Genomic DNA, 17,185 nt, shown 5'->3' with positions numbered 1-17,185 from the left:
CGAATTTGGCCAATTCAAGACATTCCCCTCCCGTAAACGGGAGGGGTTAGGGGTGGGCGCGAGCGTAGCGAGCTTCTGACTTAGCCGTTGCAAAACAGCGCAGGTGCCGCGCCAGCTCACCCCCTAACCCCCTCCCGCCTGCGGGAGGGGGCATGTCCTGATTCCACCCCTCCCGCTTACCGCCGCAGCAGGAACACCGCATGTTCCGCGAACAGATTGGCGTTCGCATGGGTGGTTTCCCGGTCGCCCTTCAGGAACCATTGGCCGTCTATGGTCCAGCCGCGATCCTTCACCAGGGCGCGGAAATCGTCGACCGTGACATGGTGGATGTTGAGCGTGTCGTACCATGTGTCGGGCAGCAGGCGCGTCACCGGCATGCGCCCGCCCCAGAACAGCGACAGCCGCCCGCGCCAATGGGCGAAATTGGGGAAGGATACGAAGGCCTGACGGCCAATGCGCAGCAGTTCCTCCACCACGCGGTCCGGGCGTCGGGTGGTCTGGAGCGTCTGGCTCAAGATCGCATAGTCGAAGCTGGCTTCGGGATAAGTGACAAGGTCGGTGTCGGCGTCCCCCTGCACCACCGAAAGTCCCCGGCCAACGGCGGCGGCGACATTGTGCGGGTCGATTTCAAGGCCGCGCGCGTCGACCCGTTTGGTGTCGCGCAGCGCCGCCATCAGCGCGCCGTCGCCGCAGCCCACGTCCAGCACCCGCGCGCCGGGGGTCACGGTACGGGCGATCAGGGCGAGGTCGGGACGCAGGCTCATGCGCGGCCGCCCTTCAGGAAGCCGTCCACCACCCGGTTCAGTTCCGGGCATTCCAGCAGGAAGGCGTCATGGCCGAAGGGGCTGGAGAGTTCGACGAAGCTCGCCTGCGCGCCGCCGGCATTGAGCGCGTGGACGATCAGGCGGGATTCCGCCGTGGGATAGAGCCAGTCCGTGTCGAAGCTGACGAGGCAGAAACGCGCCCTGGATGCCGTAAAGGCCTTGGCAAGGCTGCCGCCATGATCCTCCGCAATGTCATAATAGTCCATGGCGCGGGTGATGTAGAGATAGCTGTTGGCGTCGAACCGCTCGACGAAGCTCAGCCCCTGGTGGCGCAGATAGGATTCCACCTGGAAATCGGCGTCGAAGCCGAAGGTCTTGGACCCATTCGGGTTTTCCGGGCGCCCCTGAAGACGACGCCCGAATTTCTCTGTGAGGCCCGCTTCGGAAAGATAGGTGATGTGCGCGGCCATGCGCGCCACCGCCAGGCCCGCGCTGGGGATCGCGCCGTCCGCATAATAGTCGCCGCCGCGCCAGTTGGGGTCGGCCATGATCGCCTGCCGCCCGACTTCGTGGAAGGCGATGTTCTGGGCGCTGTGTCGCGCCGTGGAGGCGATGACGACGCAGCTTTCGACGCGTTCCGGATAAAGGGTGGGCCAGATCAGCGCCTGCATGCCGCCCATGGAACCGCCGATCACGGCATGAAGCCGGTCCACGCCCAGATGATCGAGCAGCATCGCCTGGGCGCGGACCATGTCGGCGATGGTGATCACCGGAAAGCGCATCGCATGGGGGTCGCCGGTCGCGGGGTCCAGGCTGGCAGGCCCGCTGGAGCCCATGCAACTGCCGATGACATTGGCGCAGACGATGAAATGACGGGCGGGGTCGACCGGCTTCCCCTCCCCCACCAGCCGCCACCACCAACCGGGCTTGCCGGTGACGGGATGGTCCGACGCGACATATTGATCGCCGGTCAGCGCGTGGCAGATGAGGATGACGTTGGAACGGTCCGCATTCATCCGCCCGTAGGTTTCATAGGCGATGTCCACCGGCCCCAGCGCGGCTCCGCTGTCCAGCCGCAGCGGGCCGGGCAGCCGCGCCTGCCGGCGCAGGCCGAAACGGGTGTCATCGGGAAAGGACGCGCTGGCCATATCGGTTCGGGCTAGGACCGGGGCCGGGCTCTGTCAATCGGCCCTTCCTTCGCCTAGATGACGGGCATGACCGACCATTCTTCCATCCCTATCCTCACCTATGGCCCGCTCTATCCCTATCTGGACGATGGGCTGGCACGGCGCTTTGCGGTTCACGCCCTTGCGGCGGATGCCGATCCGGATGCGCTGCCGCCCGAAGCGCGGGAGGCGCGGGCGCTGGTATCCTTCGGATCGGTCGGCGCCTCCGCGGCGATCATGGACGCCTTGCCGAAGCTGGAGATGATCGGGCTGTTTTCGGTTGGCTATGACAAGGTCGATGTCGATCATGCACGGGCGAAGGGCATTCGCGTCACCAATACGCCGGACGTGCTGACCGATGACGTGGCCGACCTGGCGGTGGGGCTGCTCTATGCGACGGTGCGCAATATCGCGGCCAATGACCGGATGGTGCGGGCCGGGGATTGGGCGCGGGGCGTGAAGCCGCCGCTGTGCGGGCGCGTGACGGGCAAGCGGATCGGGATTTTGGGACTGGGCCGGATCGGGCGCGCCATCGCCCGGCGGCTGGAGCCGGTGGCGGGGGAGATTATCTACCACAGCCGGCGGGCGGTGGCGGATACGACCTGTCGCTATGTGGCCGATCCGCTGGATTTCGCGCGGCAGAGCGATGTCGTCATTGTCGCGACCTCCGGCGGGCCGGAGGCGCGCGGGCTGGTCGATGCGGCGATGCTGGATGCGCTGGGCCCCGAGGGCGTGATCATCAACATCAGCCGGGGCAGCGTGATCGATGAGGACGCGCTGGTGGCGGCGCTGGGGGAAAGACGGATTGCGGGCGCGGGTCTCGACGTGTTCGCGAACGAGCCGCATGTGCCGGAAGCGCTGTTGGAAATGGATCATGTGGTGCTGCAACCGCATCAGGGCAGCGCGACCGTCGAGACGCGCAAGGCGATGGCCGATCTGGTGCTTGCCAATCTGGATGCCTGGGCGGCGGGCGAACCCCTGCTGACCCCCGTGGTGTGAGAAGCGGACGCCCGCATCCAAGCGCTTTGCGTTTCGCTTCGATGACGCTAAAGCGCGGCGCATGACAAAGCTTGCCCCCAAAGACTGGATCCTCGGCATTTCACCCTATGTTCCCGGCAAGTCGGCCGCCGATGACGGGCGACCGCTGGTGAAGCTGTCCGCCAATGAAAATCCGCTGGGCACCGGGGAAGCGGCGCGGGCCGCACTGGTCGCGGCAACGGCGGATCTGGCGACCTATCCCGATCCCGGCGCGGCCAGGCTGCGCGAGGCGATCGCGGCGGCGCATGGGCTGGACCCGGCGCGGGTGATCTACGGCACCGGGTCGGACGAATTGCTGCATATCGCGGCGAGCGCCTATGCCGGGCCGGGGGATGAGGTGCTCTACGTCCGCTACGGCTTTTCGGTGTACGACATCGCGGCGCGGCGCGTGGGGGCGACGCCGGTCATCGCGCCGGACGCCGATTATGCGACCGATGTGGATGCGCTGCTCGCGGCGGTGACGGAGAAGACCAAGGTCGTCTTCCTCGCCAACCCCAACAACCCGACCGGCACCATGACGTCGCGGGAAGAGATTGCGCGGCTGCATGCCGGTCTGCGGCCCGACATATTGTTCGTGCTGGATCAGGCCTATGCCGAATATCTGGACGCGGACGAGGATGATGGCGGGCTGGAACTGGCGAAGAATGCCGCCAATATGTTCGTGACCCGGACATTTTCGAAGATTTACGGGCTTGCCGCCGAGCGGATCGGCTGGGGCTATGCCAGCGCCGAGGTGATCGACGTGCTGCACCGCATCCGCGCGCCGTTCAACGTGACGACGGCCGGGCAGGCCGCTGCGGTGGCGGCGATCGAGGACGTCGCCTGGGTCGAGGCGAGCCGGACACATAACCGGAAATGGCGCGAATGGCTGGCGGGCGAGATCGCCGCGCTGTCCAACCATGGGCTGCGCGCCGTGCCGAGCAAGGCGAATTTCCTGCTTATCCTGTTCGACGGCCGGCTGACGGCCGAGGCGGCGATGAAGGGCCTGTGGGACGAAGGCTTCGCCACCCGCTGGCTGCCGGGGCAGGGTCTGCCCAACGGACTGCGCATCACCATCGGCACCGAGGATCAGATGCGCAAGGTCGCGGCCAAGCTGCGCGCCATGGCGGAAGCGGCCTGATGCTGCCATTCTCGCGCGTCACGATCATTGGGCTGGGCCTGATCGGCTCCTCGCTGGCGCGGGCGATCCGCGAAGCCATGCCAACCGTTCGGGTGACGGGCCATGATGCCGATGCCGGCGTGCGGGAGATCGCGCGGGCCATCGATCTGTGCGACGACGTGACCGATACGGCGGGCGCTTCGGTGACGGATGCCGATCTGGTCGTGCTGTGCGTGCCGGTGCGGGCCATGGGCGCGGCGGCGGCGGAGATTGCCGACGATCTGCCTGCGGAGGCGATCATCAGCGATGTCGGCTCCTGCAAGGCCGATGTGCTGGCGCAGTTGAACATTGCCTTGCCCGGGCGCACGGTCATTCCCGCCCATCCCGTCGCGGGCACGGAGAATAGCGGGCCGGAAGCGGGCTTCGCCTCCCTGTTCCGGGGCCGCTGGTGCATCGTGACGCCGCCCGCCGACGCCGATCCGGCGGCGGTCGAGCGCGTGTCGGAGCTGTGGCGGCGCGTCGGCGCGGATGTCGAGACGATGGACCCGGCGCATCATGACCTGGTGCTGGCGGTGACCAGCCATCTGCCGCACCTTATCGCCTATACCATCGTCGGCACCGCCAGCGATCTGGAGGATGTGACCCAGTCGGAAGTCATCAAATATTCCGCCGGCGGCTTCCGCGACTTCACCCGCATCGCCGCGTCCGATCCGACCATGTGGCGCGACGTGTTCCTGGCGAACAAGGATGCGGTGCTGGAGATGCTCCAGCGCTTTTCGGAGGATCTGTCGGCCTTGCAGCGGGCGATCCGCTGGAATGACGGGGATGCGCTGTTCAACCTGTTCACCCGCACGCGGGCGATCCGGCGGTCGATCATCGAACAGGGACAGGACGATCCCAAGCCCGACTTCGGGCGTTCACATTGAATAGCGGCGAGCGCCTGCCTTCGCAGGAGCATATCAGCCTATAAAGGCTCGTTCAGCGCATTGATGGCCGCATGGACGCGAACTTCCGCTTCCCGTCGATCCAGGCCGGGCGGAACGATCTCGCCCACCTTGTAAGTGATCGTGCCGCTGCGCTTCATGAACTTGCCGCGGGGCGAGACGCGGCCGCTGTCGACCGCGATGGGCACGACCGGCAGGCCCAGCAACACGTAGAGCCCGGCGAAACCGGCGCGCAAGGGCGGGCTTTCGCCATGGGGAACGCGGGTGCCTTCGGGAAAGAGGCAGATGGCGCGGCCCTCCGCCGTGGCGGCCTTGGCGGCGGTGCGAAGAGCGCGCAGCGCGCTCGCCCCGGCGCTGCGTTCGATGGGGATCAGGCCATAGCGGCGGGCGATGCCGCCCCAGAGCGGAATGTCGAACAGCTCGCGCTTGGCGGCGATGGCGGGACGATCCAGCAGGCAGAGCAGGTCGATCGTCTCGAACATCGATTCATGCTTGAGGATGTAGAGATAGGGACCGTCCTCCAGCCTTCCCTCGACCCGGACCTTCTGCCCCAGCAGCCAGCGCGCGCAGCCGCGATGGAAGCGGCTCCACGCGGTGGCGACGCGGGGAATGGAGCGGGGCGCGACCAGATTGACCGCCATGGCCGCAAGGACGAACAGCAGCGATCCCGGATAGAAGATCGACATGAAGGCGAGGGATCGCAGCGCGGTCAGCATTCCGGGTGAACCGTTCAGATACCAATAAGCGCCGCCGCCCGGCGCAGCAGATATTTATTATATTCACGCGCCAGCATGGTGAGGCTGGGGCGGCTGGGCACGGCGTCGTAGACCAGCGTGACCCGTTCGGGCAAGGCCTGCCGCAGTTCGAGCGCGGAACGCCGCATGTGCCAGTCGGTGGTGATGAGGCGCACCGTCTTGAAATCCCGCCGTTCCAGCCAGTGCGCTGTCTCTATGGCGTTGGACCGGGTGTCGATGGCTTCGCGGCCAAGCGTGATGCAACAGGAGAAGAGGCGTTCAGGCGCCTTATATTGCGCGGCCAGCTCCGCCGGGCGGACCGAGCGGTCGACGCCGGAGATCAGCATCCGCTTGGCCGCGCCGTCCTGAAGCAGGGAAAGGCCGCGGTCGATACGCCCGGCCCCGCCGGTCAGCACGACGATCGCGTCGGTCTGGCGACCGTCCAGCGGCTGGGGCAGGAAGATCGCGAACCAGGCGAAGCCCAGCATCCATCCCAACAGGGTGACGGCGATGAAGCGGACGATCACAGCAGCCGCCCCAGCGACCGCAGCACCGTCCAGCGCGCCGCGATCCGCGCCAGCAGCACGCAGCCCATGGGTATCGCGGCCAGCGCGGCCCAGCTTGTCCACGGCAGCTGGACGCCGCTCAGCAGTTCCGATCCCGTCGCCAGCAGCCGCGCGCCCAGCAGCAGGATCACCAGCAATGCGCAGGCAAAGCCGAGCGCGCCCCCGAACAGCGCGTCGAGGCCGATGCGCCGCTGGAACAGCCGGGCGATCTGCACGTCGGTCGCGCCCATCAGGTGCAGCACGTCGATGGTGCCGCGATGGCTGTCATGCGCGGCGCGGGCGGCGAGGACGACCACCGCGCCGGTCGCCAGCGTCATCAGCACGACGATGCCCGCCGCCAGCCAGCCAAGCGCGGAAAGCAGATCCGCGAGCGGCGCGAGGAAGGCGGCATGGGGTTCGATGCGGGCCTTTGGCGAGAGGGCATGGAGCTGTCGGCGGAGCCGCTCGACCTTCGCGTCCGTCTGGCCCGGCGTGAGTTCGATGTCGATCAGCGCTGGTATCGGCAGGTCGCCGCTGGCCGCGTCCTGCCCAAGCCAGGGACGGATCTGCTCCGCCAGCGCGGCGGACGGGACCGGACGAACGGCGCGGACGGTCGCGTCCTTGCGCAGTGCGGCGGCCATGGCGGCGCTGAGGCGCTCGCGCTGTTCGGCATTGGCTTCCACGATCTGCACCGTCGCGCGCCCGGCAAGGTCGGCGCCCATCGCCTTCACCGCCGCGCCCAGGCCCAGACCGGCAGCGGCCGACAGGACCGTCAGGAACATCATGATGGCAATGATCCAGGGCATGGGGCCGGCCACCCGCCCCTCCGGCAGCAGCCGGTGGCGCGCGGCGGCGGCGGCGCGGCGATTGCCCATGGCGCCGGGGGACGCCATCAACCGGCCGCCTGCGGTCGGGGCGGGTAGCGCAGCGATCCGGTCGGATCGGACAGACGGCCCTTGTCCAGCTTCATCATCTGCGCGCTGCCCACCTGCGCGATCAGCGGCAGGTCGTGGGTGGCGACGACGATGGTGGTGCCCAGCCGGTTGAGCGCTTCGAACAGGGTCATGAGGCGGCGGGCCATGTCGGCGTCGACATTGCCGGTCGGCTCGTCCGCCACCAGTATTTCCGGGCGGCCGATGACGGCGCGGGCGATGGCGACGCGCTGCTGTTCCCCGCCCGACAGGGTGGCGGGGCGGGCCTGGCCGCGATCGCCCAGCCCCACCCAGTTCAGCATCTCGCTGACGGGCAGGTCGATCTCGCTCTCCTCCATGCCCGCGACCCGCAGCGGCAGGGCGATATTGTCATAGACCGACAGATGCGGGACCAGCCGGAAATCCTGGAACACCACCCCGATGCGCCGGCGGAACCCCGGCAGGCGCTTGCGGGGCAGTGTCACGACATCCTCCCCGAACAGGCGGATGACGCCGCGGCTGGGCCGCTGGGCGAGGTAGAGGAGCTTCAGCAGCGATGTCTTGCCCGCGCCCGACGCGCCGGTCAGGAAATAGAAGCCGCCGCTCGCCAGGGAGAAGCTGACGTCGGACAGCGTCTCGCTATCCAGACCATAGCGCAGGCCGACATTTTCGAACTGTACGATGGCCGACATGCGTCTATTTCAGCGCCCGCGCGCTCCCTGCTTCCCCGATGGCCTAGCCATGGCACAGCGGACGGGCGGCCGTAAAGCCCATCCGGCCTGAGTCCGCGAGTCGCGCCCGGGTGAACGGGCATGTTTGAAGCCGCTTGCCCTCGAATCCAACTCATGCCTATGAAGCGTCATGATCCTGGTGTGTCCCAATTGCGCCACGCGCTATATCGTGCCGGACAGCGCCGTCGGCCCGAACGGCCGCCAGGTTCGCTGCGCCGCCTGCAAACATAGCTGGTTCCAGGAAGGCGCCGCGCTCGCCCCGCGAGAGGAAGCATTGGCGACGGCAGGCGTGCCCGAAGTCGCGGCGCCATCGCCTCCGCCTCCGCCGCCCCCCCCGGCGCCGCCCCCACCGCCGCCTCCGGTTGAGGAGTCCGCCCCGCCAGCGGTGGAGCCCGTCGCAGCGCCCGTGGAGCCCGAACCCGTCGCGCAAGCCGCACCCCCGGAAACCGCAAGGCCGGACTATCGGTTCGACGATATTTACGGGCGCGCCGAAGCGGATGCGCGCGACGATTGGGCCGAACCCGCGCCGGTAGCGGCGAAGCCCCGGCGCAACCGGCTGAAGATATGGACCTATGCGGCGCTCGCCTTCTGCCTGGCGATCGGCGCGGCCGGCGGGGCGCTCTGGTATTTCGGAACGCCTGGCTGGGCGGTCAATCTGGGCCTGGTGCCCGAGGAAGGCGACCCGGACCTGCTCTTCTATCTTTCCAAGCCTGCCGAGCGGCGCAAGCTGCCGACCGGGGAGGAATATTTCGCCTTTGGAGCGCGGATCGTGAACAGCGGCAAGCAGGTGCTGCCGGTGCCCCCCGTGCTGGTGCAACTGCGCGACAGGCAGAACCGGCTGGTGTTCAGCTGGACCACCAAGGCGGACCGGACCAGCCTGAAACCGGGTGAGGAAGCGTCGATCAACGAAAGCCGGATCGACATTCCGAAAAATGCCGAGAATCTGTCGCTGACCTTCGTCCAGTGATCCGTTCGTCGTTCCTGCGCAGGCGGGAACCCATCTCCTGAACGTGCCGCCTGGGACGACTTATGGGAGATGGATCCCCGCCTTCGCGGGGATGACGATCTCAAAAAATCACGGATAGCTCACCGTCTTCGGCCGTCCCTGGGGGATCGGGATGAATTCCCGGTCGTCGCCAGGGATCAGGGGAAAGCGCATGGCTTCCCAATCCTCGCGGGCCTGCATCAGGCGGTCGGTGGAGGATGACACGAAATTCCACCAGACATGGCGAGGCGTCCGGAACGCCTCTCCCCCGCAAAGTATGACGCGGCCGCCGTCCACGCTCATCAACGTCGCCCTGATGCCGGGCCGCAGGACGTAGAGCATCTGCGGCTGGAGCATCACCCCGTCCAGCGCTGCGTCGCCGCCGGAGACATAGATCGCCCGCTCCTCCGCATCCGCGTCGATGGGGACCGAACCGCCGGGCGAGAGCTGGATGTCGGCATAGATGGTGTTCGCATAGGTGGTGACCGGTGAGGTTGCGCCCCACAGGCTGCCCATGATCACGCGTGCCCGCGCCCCAGCGCCATCGATGACGGGCAGGCCGCCTTCACCGACATGCTCGAAGGCCGGGTCCATCTCCTCATAACGGTCGGGAAGCGCGAGCCAGGTCTGGATGGCGGACAGTTTCGACAGCTTTGCCCGGTCCTCGTCCGGCGACCGCTCGCTGTGGACGATGCCCTTGCCAGCGGTCATCAGGTTGACCGCGCCCGGCTCGATCAACTGCTCCGTGCCCAGGGAATCGCGGTGGAGGAAGCTGCCTTCATACATATAGGTGACGGTGGCGAGGTTGATGTGCGGGTGGGGGCGCACGTCCACGCCCTGCCCCGGTTCGATCCGGGCGGGACCGGCCTGGTCGAAGAAGATGAAGGGGCCGACCATGGTGCGATCCTTCACCGGCAGGGAACGATGGACGCGGAAATCGCCCAGGTCATGGGTGGTGGGCGTGATCGTCTGGATGATCGGATCGTTCTGGATGATCGGTTCGGGCGGGGTCATGCTGCGTCCAGTTCGGGATAGTGGCGGAAGACATCTTCGTCGGTGAACGGCAGGCGCCGTTCGCTTGCCAGATAGTCCTGCAATTCGGGCAGCGCCGCAACCCGGTCATGCAGATCGGCAAGGCGCGGGAAGGATGGCGTCAGCGTCGCCATGCGCAGCGGAAAGGCATAGCGCAATCCCGCGATCAGGTGAAAGAGCGAGAGATCGGCATAGCTCCAGCTTCGGCCTGCCAGCCAGTCGCCCGTCTCCGCGCTCAGGGCATGTTCGAAATAGGTCAGGAATTTGGGGATGCGGCCGGCGCGAAACCCCTGGGCGGCGCGCAGGGCCTCGGCCTTCTGATTCTCATAATAGAGATGGGCGCCGACCGGATGGTGGACGTCATGCGCCTCCGCCACCATATCCATGATGGTGAGCTGCACCTGGGCGAGCCAATAGCGCGGCTTAAGGCCGGTGGGGCCGCATTCATGGCGTTCGGCCAGATAGAACAGGATGTTGGCGGTCTGCGCCACGGTGCGGCCGTCCGTCACCAGATAGGGCGGGGCGAAGGCGGGACCGGCGTCGTGACGCTCCATGTCCGCCATCAGCGCTTCGTCGCCGTCGGTGCGGGCGCGGTCGCGATAGGCGATGCCGCACGCCTCCATCGTCAGCCGCACGAACTCGCCGCGCCCGGCTATGGTGGACCAGTACCAGAAATCATAGGCCATGATGCGCGCCTCCTTCGACGGCGGCACAACGTTCGAACGGGCGCTATGGTGTCATTCGCCCGGCGCGCGAGCCTTTATCGCCAGGGCGTGGACCTTTTCGCGCAGCAGGTCGGCCAGCGCGGCATTGACCATCCGCTGGCGGGCGACGCGGTTCTGGCCCGTGAAGCGGCCGGAGACGATCTCCACGGTGAAGTGGCTCTCCCCCGATCCGTCATGCCCGGCATGGCCGCGATGCTTCTCGCTGTCATCGATCACGGCGAGCCGTTCGGGGCTGAGGGCGGCCTGCAGCCGGGCTTCGATTTCGGTGGCGACAGGGCCTTTTAGAATCTCGGTCATGGCCCCTATATAGGCCCTTTATTCCCCGTTGCATCAGGACAATCTTGGCTAGCGATCCCTTCTCGACCCGGCGTTTCAACCGTTTCCACGGCCGCGTGGAAGGCGACCGCCCCTGCGCGGTGCCCGGCTGCGAGGAACCGGGGGAATTTCGCGCGCCGCCCCTGGAAGGAGGCCGGCCGAACCAGGAAGGCCCACGCTGGCGCTGGCTGTGCCTCGACCATGTGCGGGAATTCAACCAGGGCTATAATTTCTTCACCGGCATGAGCCCGGAGGAGATCGCCGCCGCCCAGCGCCCCTATGCTGGGTGGGAGCGGGAAACGCGGGCCTTTTCGTCCAACGCCGCCAGTCCGCCGCCCAGATGGTCGGACTTTCAGGACCCGCTGGACGCAATCGGCGCCAAGTTCAGGGAGCGGGTGGCGAAGGCGCGGGCCGACAACCAGACGCGGCAGGACGGAAAATTCCTGTCGCGGGACGACCGGCGGGCGCTGGAGGTGATGGGGTTGCCGATCGACGCCGACCGAAGGGCGCTGCGGCAGCGCTACACCGAATTGCTGCGGCGCTTTCATCCCGATCATAATGGCGGCGACCGGAGCCATGAGGCTTTGTTGCAGGGAGTGATCGAGGCCTATCAATTGTTGAGGAAGGCTGAGGCTTTCGCTTGAACATCGTCGTTCCCGCACAGGCGGGAATGACTTGTGATCGGTTCATCGCGCTGTCATAGGCGCCGACCCTTCCCCGGAGATTCCTATGACAACCCGCGCCCTGGGCCTCGATTTCGGCACGACCAACAGCGTGGCCGCGCTCGCTGGCGGGGGCGGGTCGGAACTGGTGGAATTTGCCGGCAAGGAAGCAACCGGCGCGGTGTTCCGCTCCGCGCTCTGCTTCTGGCATGACAGCGGCGTGAAGGGCGGCATGGCGCATGAGGCGGGACCATGGGCGATAGCGGAATATCTGGAATTTCCGGAGGACAGCCGCTTCCTGCAAAGCTTCAAGTCGGTGGCGGCCAGCCCGGTCTTCGAAAGCGCGAATGTGTTCGAGAAGCGCTTCCGCTTCGAGGAACTGGGGCAGATGTTCCTCTCCCGCATGGTCGGCCATGCGGGCGGCGCGCTGGACCGGCGGCCGGAGCGGATCGTGGTCGGGCGGCCGGTGGAATATGCCGGATCACGGCCCGACGAGGCGCTCGCCCGGCGGCGCTATGACGCCATGTTCGCAGGGTTCGGGGACGAGATTCACTATGTCTACGAACCGCTGGGCGCCGCGTTCAGCTATGCCAGCCGCCTGACCGAAGCGGCGACGATATTGGTGGCGGACTTTGGCGGGGGCACCAGCGACTTTTCCATCGTCCGGGTCGAGGCGCCGGGCGCGGCGCGGCGTTGCGTGCCGCTCGGCTCGGCGGGCATCGGCCTTGCCGGGGACCGCTTCGACTATCGGATCGTCGATCATCTGGTGCTGCCGATGCTGGGCAAGGGCGGCAGCTATCACAGCTTCGGCAAGGAACTGGAGATTCCGCGCAGCTATTTTGCCGATTTTGCCGACTGGTCGCGGCTGGCGCTGATGCGCAACCGGCGGACCATGGACGAGCTGGCGCGGTTGCAGAAGGCCGCCCATGATCCCGACGCAATCGGACGGATGATCACGGTGATCGAGAAGGAACTGGGCTATCCGCTCTACGATGCGGTGGGGTCATTGAAACGGCGGCTGTCGGAGGCGGAGAGCGCGACTTTCCGCTTCGAAGGCGGCGGGCTCACCATCGAAAAGCAGGTAACGCGCGCCGATTTCGAGGGGTGGATCGCGCCCGACATCGCCCGGATCGAAGCCACGGTGGACAAGGCGCTCGACAGGGCGGGCGTGGCGCCCGATGCCATCGACCGGGTGTTCCTGACCGGCGGCACGTCCCTGATCCCGGCGATCCGGCGCATTTTCGACCGGCGCTTCGGGAAAGACCATATTGCAACCGGCGGAGAATTGACGTCCATCGCCCATGGGCTGGCGCTGGTCGGGCAGGAGGCCAATTTGGCCGAATGGGCCGCTTGATCCCGGCGTGTTAAGGCCCCACTCTATCGACATGCCTGTCCCTGATGGTTAGGGCAGTGCCGACCAGATCGTTCAAAGAGATTAGAAGATGACCGACATCCCGAACGTCCAGCCCGATACCCGCGCCGAAACGCTGTTGGCCTCGCCCGACCGCGAAGTCGACGCGCGCGAAGTGTTCGGCATCGATGTCGACATGAAGATCCCGGCCTTTTCGGAAGCCGACGAGCGGGTGCCCGATCTCGACCCCGCCTATGTGTTCGATCCGGACACCACGCTCGCGATCCTGGCTGGTTTCGCCTATAACCGCCGCGTGATGGTGCAGGGCTATCACGGCACCGGCAAGTCGAGCCATATCGAACAGGTCGCCGCGCGCCTGCGCTGGCCGTGCATCCGCATCAACCTGGACGCGCATATCAGCCGCATCGACCTGGTCGGGCGCGACGCCATCGTCCTGAAGGACGGGCAGCAGGTGACGGAATTCCGCGAAGGCCTGCTCCCCTGGGCGTTGCAGCGGCCTGTGGCTTTGGTGTTCGACGAATATGATGCGGGCCGCCCGGACGTGATGTTCGTGATCCAGCGCGTGCTGGAAACCGACGGCAAGATGACGCTGCTCGACCAGAACCGGGTGATTCGGCCCAATCCCTGGTTCCGCCTGTTCGCGACCGCCAACACCGTGGGTCTGGGCGACACCACCGGCCTTTATCACGGCACGCAGCAGATCAACCAGGGCCAGATGGACCGCTGGAACCTGGTGGTGGCGCTCAACTATCTGCCCGCCGCGACCGAGGCGCAGGTGGTGCTGGCCAAGTCCGGCGAGTACGACCATGAGGGCGGCCGCAAGGAAGTCGAGAATATGATCAAGGTGGCGGAACTGACGCGTCAGGGCTTCGTCAACGGCGACATATCGACCGTCATGAGCCCGCGCACCGTGATAAGCTGGGCGCAGAATGCGCTGATCTTCAAGAATATCGGCTTCGCCTTCCGCCTGAGCTTCCTCAACAAATGCGATGAGGCGGAGCGGCCGCTGGTGGCCGAATATTATCAGCGCGTCTTCGGCAAGGACCTGCCCGAAAGCGTCGCGCACCGGGCGGCGTGACGTGATCGTCGTCGAACGGATCGATCCGGAGGGCGGGACCGCCCATCGGATCAGCATTCGCGGGCATGAACTGATCGCGGACATGTCGGCGCCGGACGGCCATGATGCCGGGCCGGACCCGCATGACCTTTACGATTCGGCCTTGGGCGCGTGCAAGGCGATGACGATGCTCTGGTATGCGCAGCGCAACGGCATTCCGGTGGAGGGCATCCATGTCGGCGTGGTGCGCGACGCGAGCCAGGAACGGCAGGGCATCTACAGGCTGACCACGCGCATCGCGCTGTCCGGTCCGCTCACCGAGGAGCAGCATGACAGACTGATCGCCGTCGCCGCGAAATGCCCGGTGCACAAGCTGATGAGCGAGGTCGAAACGCAGATCGAAACCATCGCCGTGCCCATGGTCGGGGAGGGCGAGCGGCCGTGAGCGAGCCTGTCGCCCTGACGCCGGAAAAAGCCCGCCTGCCGCTGGAGAGCGCGTTCAACCTGCGCGACTTCGGTGGTTATGCGACCGCCGATGGGCGCTGCGTGAAGCGCGGCATGCTCTACCGGTCGGGGACGATGGCGCTGCTGACGGACGCGGATGCGGACCATCTCCGCTCGCTCGGCATCAAGGCGATCTGCGATTTCCGCCGCGGCAACGAACGGACCGCCGAACCCACGCTCTGGCATGGGAGCGAGGTCGATTATTTCTGCCGCGACTATGCGGAAAGCAGCGGGCTCCTCGGAGAGATGCTGAAGCGCGACGGCGCGACCGCGGACGATATGCGGCAGACGATGATCGCCCTCTATCGCGTCATTCCGGTCGACCATGCCGAATCCTACCGCGCCATGTTCGCGCGGATCGCGGATGGGCGCGTGCCGTTGCTGATCAACTGTTCGGCGGGCAAGGACCGGACCGGCGTGGGCGCGGCGCTGGTTCTGGCGGCGCTGGGCGTCCCGCGTCCGACCATCGTTCAGGATTATCTGGCGACCAACGCCCATGCCGATTGGGACTGGCTGCTGGCGCAGCGCAACACGCTGGTGGCGCGGATGCGGCTGACCAGAACCGACATGCTCGAACCGCTGCTGAAGGCGGAATCCGTCTATCTGGATACATTGTTCGCGACGCTGGATGAAAGCCATGGCGGCGTGGACGGCTATCTGAACGATGTGCTGGGCGTCGACGCCGCGGCACGGGATTCGATGCGCGGAATGTTGCTCGACTGATGGCCGACCGTTCGCCCCTCGACGCCTTCAAGGACGTGCTGTCCGGCGCGGCGCGGTCGATCGCGCGCGACGCGGAGGTGGAGGTGAGCTTCACCGCCGACACGCCGCATATGGCGGGCAAGGCGATCAAGGTGCCGACGCCCGGACGCAATCTGCCCGCCGATCAGGTGGCGCTGGCGCGGGGTTTCGCGGACGCCAATGCGCTGCGGCTGCGGCACCATAATGCCCGGATTCACAATGCCGCCGCGCCTGCCGACGCGACGGCGCGGGCCGTCTATGACGCGGTCGAGCAGGCGCGGGTAGAAGCGATCGGTTCGCGGGCGATGGAGGGGGTAAGGGCGAACCTCAACCATGCGCTCGACCTGAAATTGAAGTCCGATCCGATCCGCCGGGCGCGTTCCGCCGATGAGGTGCCCTTGTCGACCGCGCTGGCGCTCAAGGTGCGCGAGCGGCTGACCGGGCAGGCCGCGCCCAAGGATGTGCGGGCGGGCCTCGCCATGGTCGACCAGTGGATCGAGGACAAGGCGGGCGCGGATCTCGACGCGCTGGCCATGGCCATCGACGACCAGCGCGCTTTCCAGAAGCTGACCTCGGCCATGCTGGAGCATCTCCAGTTGATCGACGCCGACGTGCCGCCCGAAACCGACGATTCCGAACCGCAGGAAGAGGGGGAGGACGAAGAGCAGCAACAGGAAGAGGGTGACAGCGGCGAGGATCAGGCGGGCGACAGCGACGCCTTTGCCGAGGCGCGCGCCGAGGACCAGGGCGGCGACACCGAGGACGGCGAAACCGAATATAGCGACGAGTTCGACGCCGACAGCGAAGAAGGCGCGGAGGATATGGGCGAGGAGGGCATGATGCCCGTCCGCCCCAACCGGCCGATGGGCGACCTGCCGCCGGGCTTCGACTATAAGCCCTATACGCAGCTTCACGATGAGGTCGTGACCGCCGAGGATCTGTGCGACGAGGATGAATTGCTGCGCCTGCGCGGCTTCCTCGACCAGCAATTGGTGAGCCTGCAGGGCGCGGTGACGAAGCTTGCCAACCGGCTGCAGCGGCGGCTGATGGCGCAGCAGTCGCGGAGCTGGGACTTCGATCAGGAAGAGGGGCTGCTCGACGCGGCGCGGCTGGCGCGGATCGTGATCGATCCGACGCGCTCGCTCTCCTACAAGATCGAGCGGGACACCGAGTTCCGCGATACGGTCGTGACGCTGCTGATCGACAATAGCGGGTCGATGCGCGGGCGGCCGATCTCCATTGCGGCGATCAGCGCCGACATCATGGCCCGCACGCTGGAACGTTGCGGGGTGAAGACCGAGATATTGGGCTTCACCACCCGCGCCTGGAAGGGCGGGCAGAGCCGGGAGGACTGGCTCGCCGCCGGGCGTCCGCCGATGCCGGGGCGTCTCAACGACCTGCGCCACATCATCTACAAGAAGGCCGATGAACCCTGGCGCCGGGCGCGCAAGAATCTGGGCCTGATGATGCGCGAGGGGCTTCTCAAGGAGAATATCGACGGCGAGGCGCTGCTCTGGGCGCATAACCGGCTGATCGCCCGCAATGAGGAACGCCGCATATTGATGGTGATCTCCGACGGCGCGCCGGTCGACGATTCCACCCTGTCGGTGAACAGCGGCACCTATCTGGAGCGCCATTTGCGGCAGGTGATCGAGTGGATCGAGAACCGCTCGCCCGTGCAGCTCGTCGCCATCGGCATCGGCCATGACGTCACGCGCTATTATCGCCGCGCGGTGACCATCATGGATGCCGAACAGCTCGGCGGGACCATGGTGGAGCAGCTCGCCGGACTGTTCGACGAAGATTAGAGGCCCTGCTCGTTCGGGCTTCCGCGATGTCGAAGCCCGGACCTTCCCTTGA

Annotated in this window: 19 protein-coding genes; 10 read left to right on the top strand and 9 right to left on the bottom strand. The window is 66.7% G+C overall.

Annotated features, from left to right (window positions below; translation table 11 throughout):
• Positions 1 to 176: 176 nt before the first annotated feature.
• The gene (gene metW, locus TZ53_RS10130; protein ID WP_044661176.1) at positions 177 to 764 is read right to left on the bottom strand and encodes a methionine biosynthesis protein MetW; all 588 of its coding nucleotides are present in this window, start codon (positions 762 to 764) and stop codon (positions 177 to 179) included.
• On the bottom strand, positions 761 to 1,912 hold the full coding sequence (gene metX, locus TZ53_RS10125; RefSeq protein WP_044661175.1) for a homoserine O-acetyltransferase MetX: 1,152 nt from the start codon (positions 1,910 to 1,912) through the stop codon (positions 761 to 763). Before metX ends, metW begins: the two co-directional genes overlap by 4 nt.
• 57 nt (positions 1,913 to 1,969) lie before the next feature.
• Between metX and TZ53_RS10120 the strand changes: the two genes are divergently transcribed.
• From TZ53_RS10120 to TZ53_RS10110, 3 genes are all read left to right on the top strand, one after another.
• The gene (locus TZ53_RS10120; RefSeq protein WP_044661174.1) at positions 1,970 to 2,929 is read left to right on the top strand and encodes a 2-hydroxyacid dehydrogenase; all 960 of its coding nucleotides are present in this window, start codon (positions 1,970 to 1,972) and stop codon (positions 2,927 to 2,929) included.
• Positions 2,930 to 2,990: 61 nt separating this feature from the next.
• A complete protein-coding gene (gene hisC / locus TZ53_RS10115; RefSeq protein WP_044661173.1) occupies positions 2,991 to 4,088 on the top strand; it encodes a histidinol-phosphate transaminase in 1,098 nt (365 codons plus the stop codon).
• Complete coding sequence (locus TZ53_RS10110) at positions 4,088 to 4,993, top strand: prephenate/arogenate dehydrogenase family protein (RefSeq protein ID WP_044661172.1); 906 nt, start codon at positions 4,088 to 4,090, stop codon at positions 4,991 to 4,993. The genes hisC and TZ53_RS10110 overlap by 1 nt, the downstream gene beginning before the upstream one ends.
• Positions 4,994 to 5,031: 38 nt before the next feature.
• Here TZ53_RS10110 and TZ53_RS10105 read toward each other — a convergent pair whose 3' ends face one another.
• From TZ53_RS10105 to ftsE, 4 genes are read right to left on the bottom strand one after another with little or no spacing between them, the layout of a single operon-like run.
• Entirely contained in the window at positions 5,032 to 5,727 is a 696-nt protein-coding gene (locus TZ53_RS10105; RefSeq protein ID WP_044661171.1) for a lysophospholipid acyltransferase family protein, read from the bottom strand.
• Positions 5,728 to 5,741: 14 nt separating this feature from the next.
• Positions 5,742 to 6,272: a YdcF family protein gene (locus tag TZ53_RS10100; protein ID WP_044661170.1), complete on the bottom strand. Its 531-nt coding sequence runs from the start codon at positions 6,270 to 6,272 to the stop codon at positions 5,742 to 5,744.
• Positions 6,269 to 7,183 (bottom strand): cell division protein FtsX, encoded by a 915-nt coding sequence (locus TZ53_RS10095; RefSeq protein ID WP_044661169.1) that lies wholly within the window; start codon positions 7,181 to 7,183, stop codon positions 6,269 to 6,271. Before TZ53_RS10095 ends, TZ53_RS10100 begins: the two co-directional genes overlap by 4 nt.
• On the bottom strand, positions 7,183 to 7,893 hold the full coding sequence (gene ftsE / locus TZ53_RS10090) for a cell division ATP-binding protein FtsE (RefSeq protein WP_044661168.1): 711 nt from the start codon (positions 7,891 to 7,893) through the stop codon (positions 7,183 to 7,185). The genes TZ53_RS10095 and ftsE overlap by 1 nt, the downstream gene beginning before the upstream one ends.
• Before the next feature lie 169 nt (positions 7,894 to 8,062).
• Between ftsE and TZ53_RS10085 the strand changes: the two genes are divergently transcribed.
• Entirely contained in the window at positions 8,063 to 8,899 is an 837-nt protein-coding gene (locus TZ53_RS10085; RefSeq protein ID WP_044661167.1) for an MJ0042-type zinc finger domain-containing protein, read from the top strand.
• A gap of 108 nt (positions 8,900 to 9,007) precedes the next feature.
• On the opposite strand, the gene TZ53_RS10080 is transcribed toward TZ53_RS10085, so the two are convergent.
• The 3 genes from TZ53_RS10080 to TZ53_RS10070 are packed head-to-tail and all read right to left on the bottom strand — an operon-like array spanning position 9,008 to position 10,971.
• Positions 9,008 to 9,931, bottom strand: coding sequence for a pirin family protein (locus TZ53_RS10080; protein ID WP_044661166.1), 924 nt, complete (start codon positions 9,929 to 9,931; stop codon positions 9,008 to 9,010).
• The gene (locus TZ53_RS10075) at positions 9,928 to 10,635 is read right to left on the bottom strand and encodes a glutathione S-transferase (protein WP_044662973.1); all 708 of its coding nucleotides are present in this window, start codon (positions 10,633 to 10,635) and stop codon (positions 9,928 to 9,930) included. Before TZ53_RS10075 ends, TZ53_RS10080 begins: the two co-directional genes overlap by 4 nt.
• Positions 10,636 to 10,686: 51 nt before the next feature.
• On the bottom strand, positions 10,687 to 10,971 hold the full coding sequence (locus TZ53_RS10070) for a BolA family protein (protein WP_044661165.1): 285 nt from the start codon (positions 10,969 to 10,971) through the stop codon (positions 10,687 to 10,689).
• Positions 10,972 to 11,015: 44 nt separating this feature from the next.
• Between TZ53_RS10070 and TZ53_RS10065 the strand changes: the two genes are divergently transcribed.
• From TZ53_RS10065 to cobT, 6 genes are all read left to right on the top strand, one after another.
• The gene (locus TZ53_RS10065) at positions 11,016 to 11,633 is read left to right on the top strand and encodes a J domain-containing protein (RefSeq protein WP_044661164.1); all 618 of its coding nucleotides are present in this window, start codon (positions 11,016 to 11,018) and stop codon (positions 11,631 to 11,633) included.
• 85 nt (positions 11,634 to 11,718) lie between these two features.
• Entirely contained in the window at positions 11,719 to 13,005 is a 1,287-nt protein-coding gene (locus tag TZ53_RS10060) for an Hsp70 family protein (protein ID WP_044661163.1), read from the top strand.
• 88 nt (positions 13,006 to 13,093) lie between these two features.
• Positions 13,094 to 14,101: a cobaltochelatase subunit CobS gene (gene cobS, locus TZ53_RS10055; RefSeq protein WP_044661162.1), complete on the top strand. Its 1,008-nt coding sequence runs from the start codon at positions 13,094 to 13,096 to the stop codon at positions 14,099 to 14,101.
• 1 nt (position 14,102) lies between these two features.
• A complete protein-coding gene (locus TZ53_RS10050; RefSeq protein WP_044661161.1) occupies positions 14,103 to 14,525 on the top strand; it encodes an OsmC family protein in 423 nt (140 codons plus the stop codon).
• Positions 14,522 to 15,307, top strand: a complete 786-nt coding sequence (locus tag TZ53_RS10045) for a tyrosine-protein phosphatase (RefSeq protein ID WP_044661160.1) — start codon at positions 14,522 to 14,524, stop codon at positions 15,305 to 15,307. The genes TZ53_RS10050 and TZ53_RS10045 overlap by 4 nt, the downstream gene beginning before the upstream one ends.
• Positions 15,307 to 17,133 (top strand): cobaltochelatase subunit CobT, encoded by a 1,827-nt coding sequence (gene cobT / locus TZ53_RS10040; RefSeq protein WP_044661159.1) that lies wholly within the window; start codon positions 15,307 to 15,309, stop codon positions 17,131 to 17,133. Before TZ53_RS10045 ends, cobT begins: the two co-directional genes overlap by 1 nt.
• Positions 17,134 to 17,185 lie beyond the last annotated feature (52 nt).

It is taken from the genome of Sphingobium sp. YBL2, from assembly GCF_000943805.1.
Lineage (GTDB): Bacteria > Pseudomonadota > Alphaproteobacteria > Sphingomonadales > Sphingomonadaceae > Sphingobium > Sphingobium fuliginis.
Note: the sequence above shows the minus strand (reverse complement) of the source record. Positions and strands in the feature narration are given on the sequence as shown.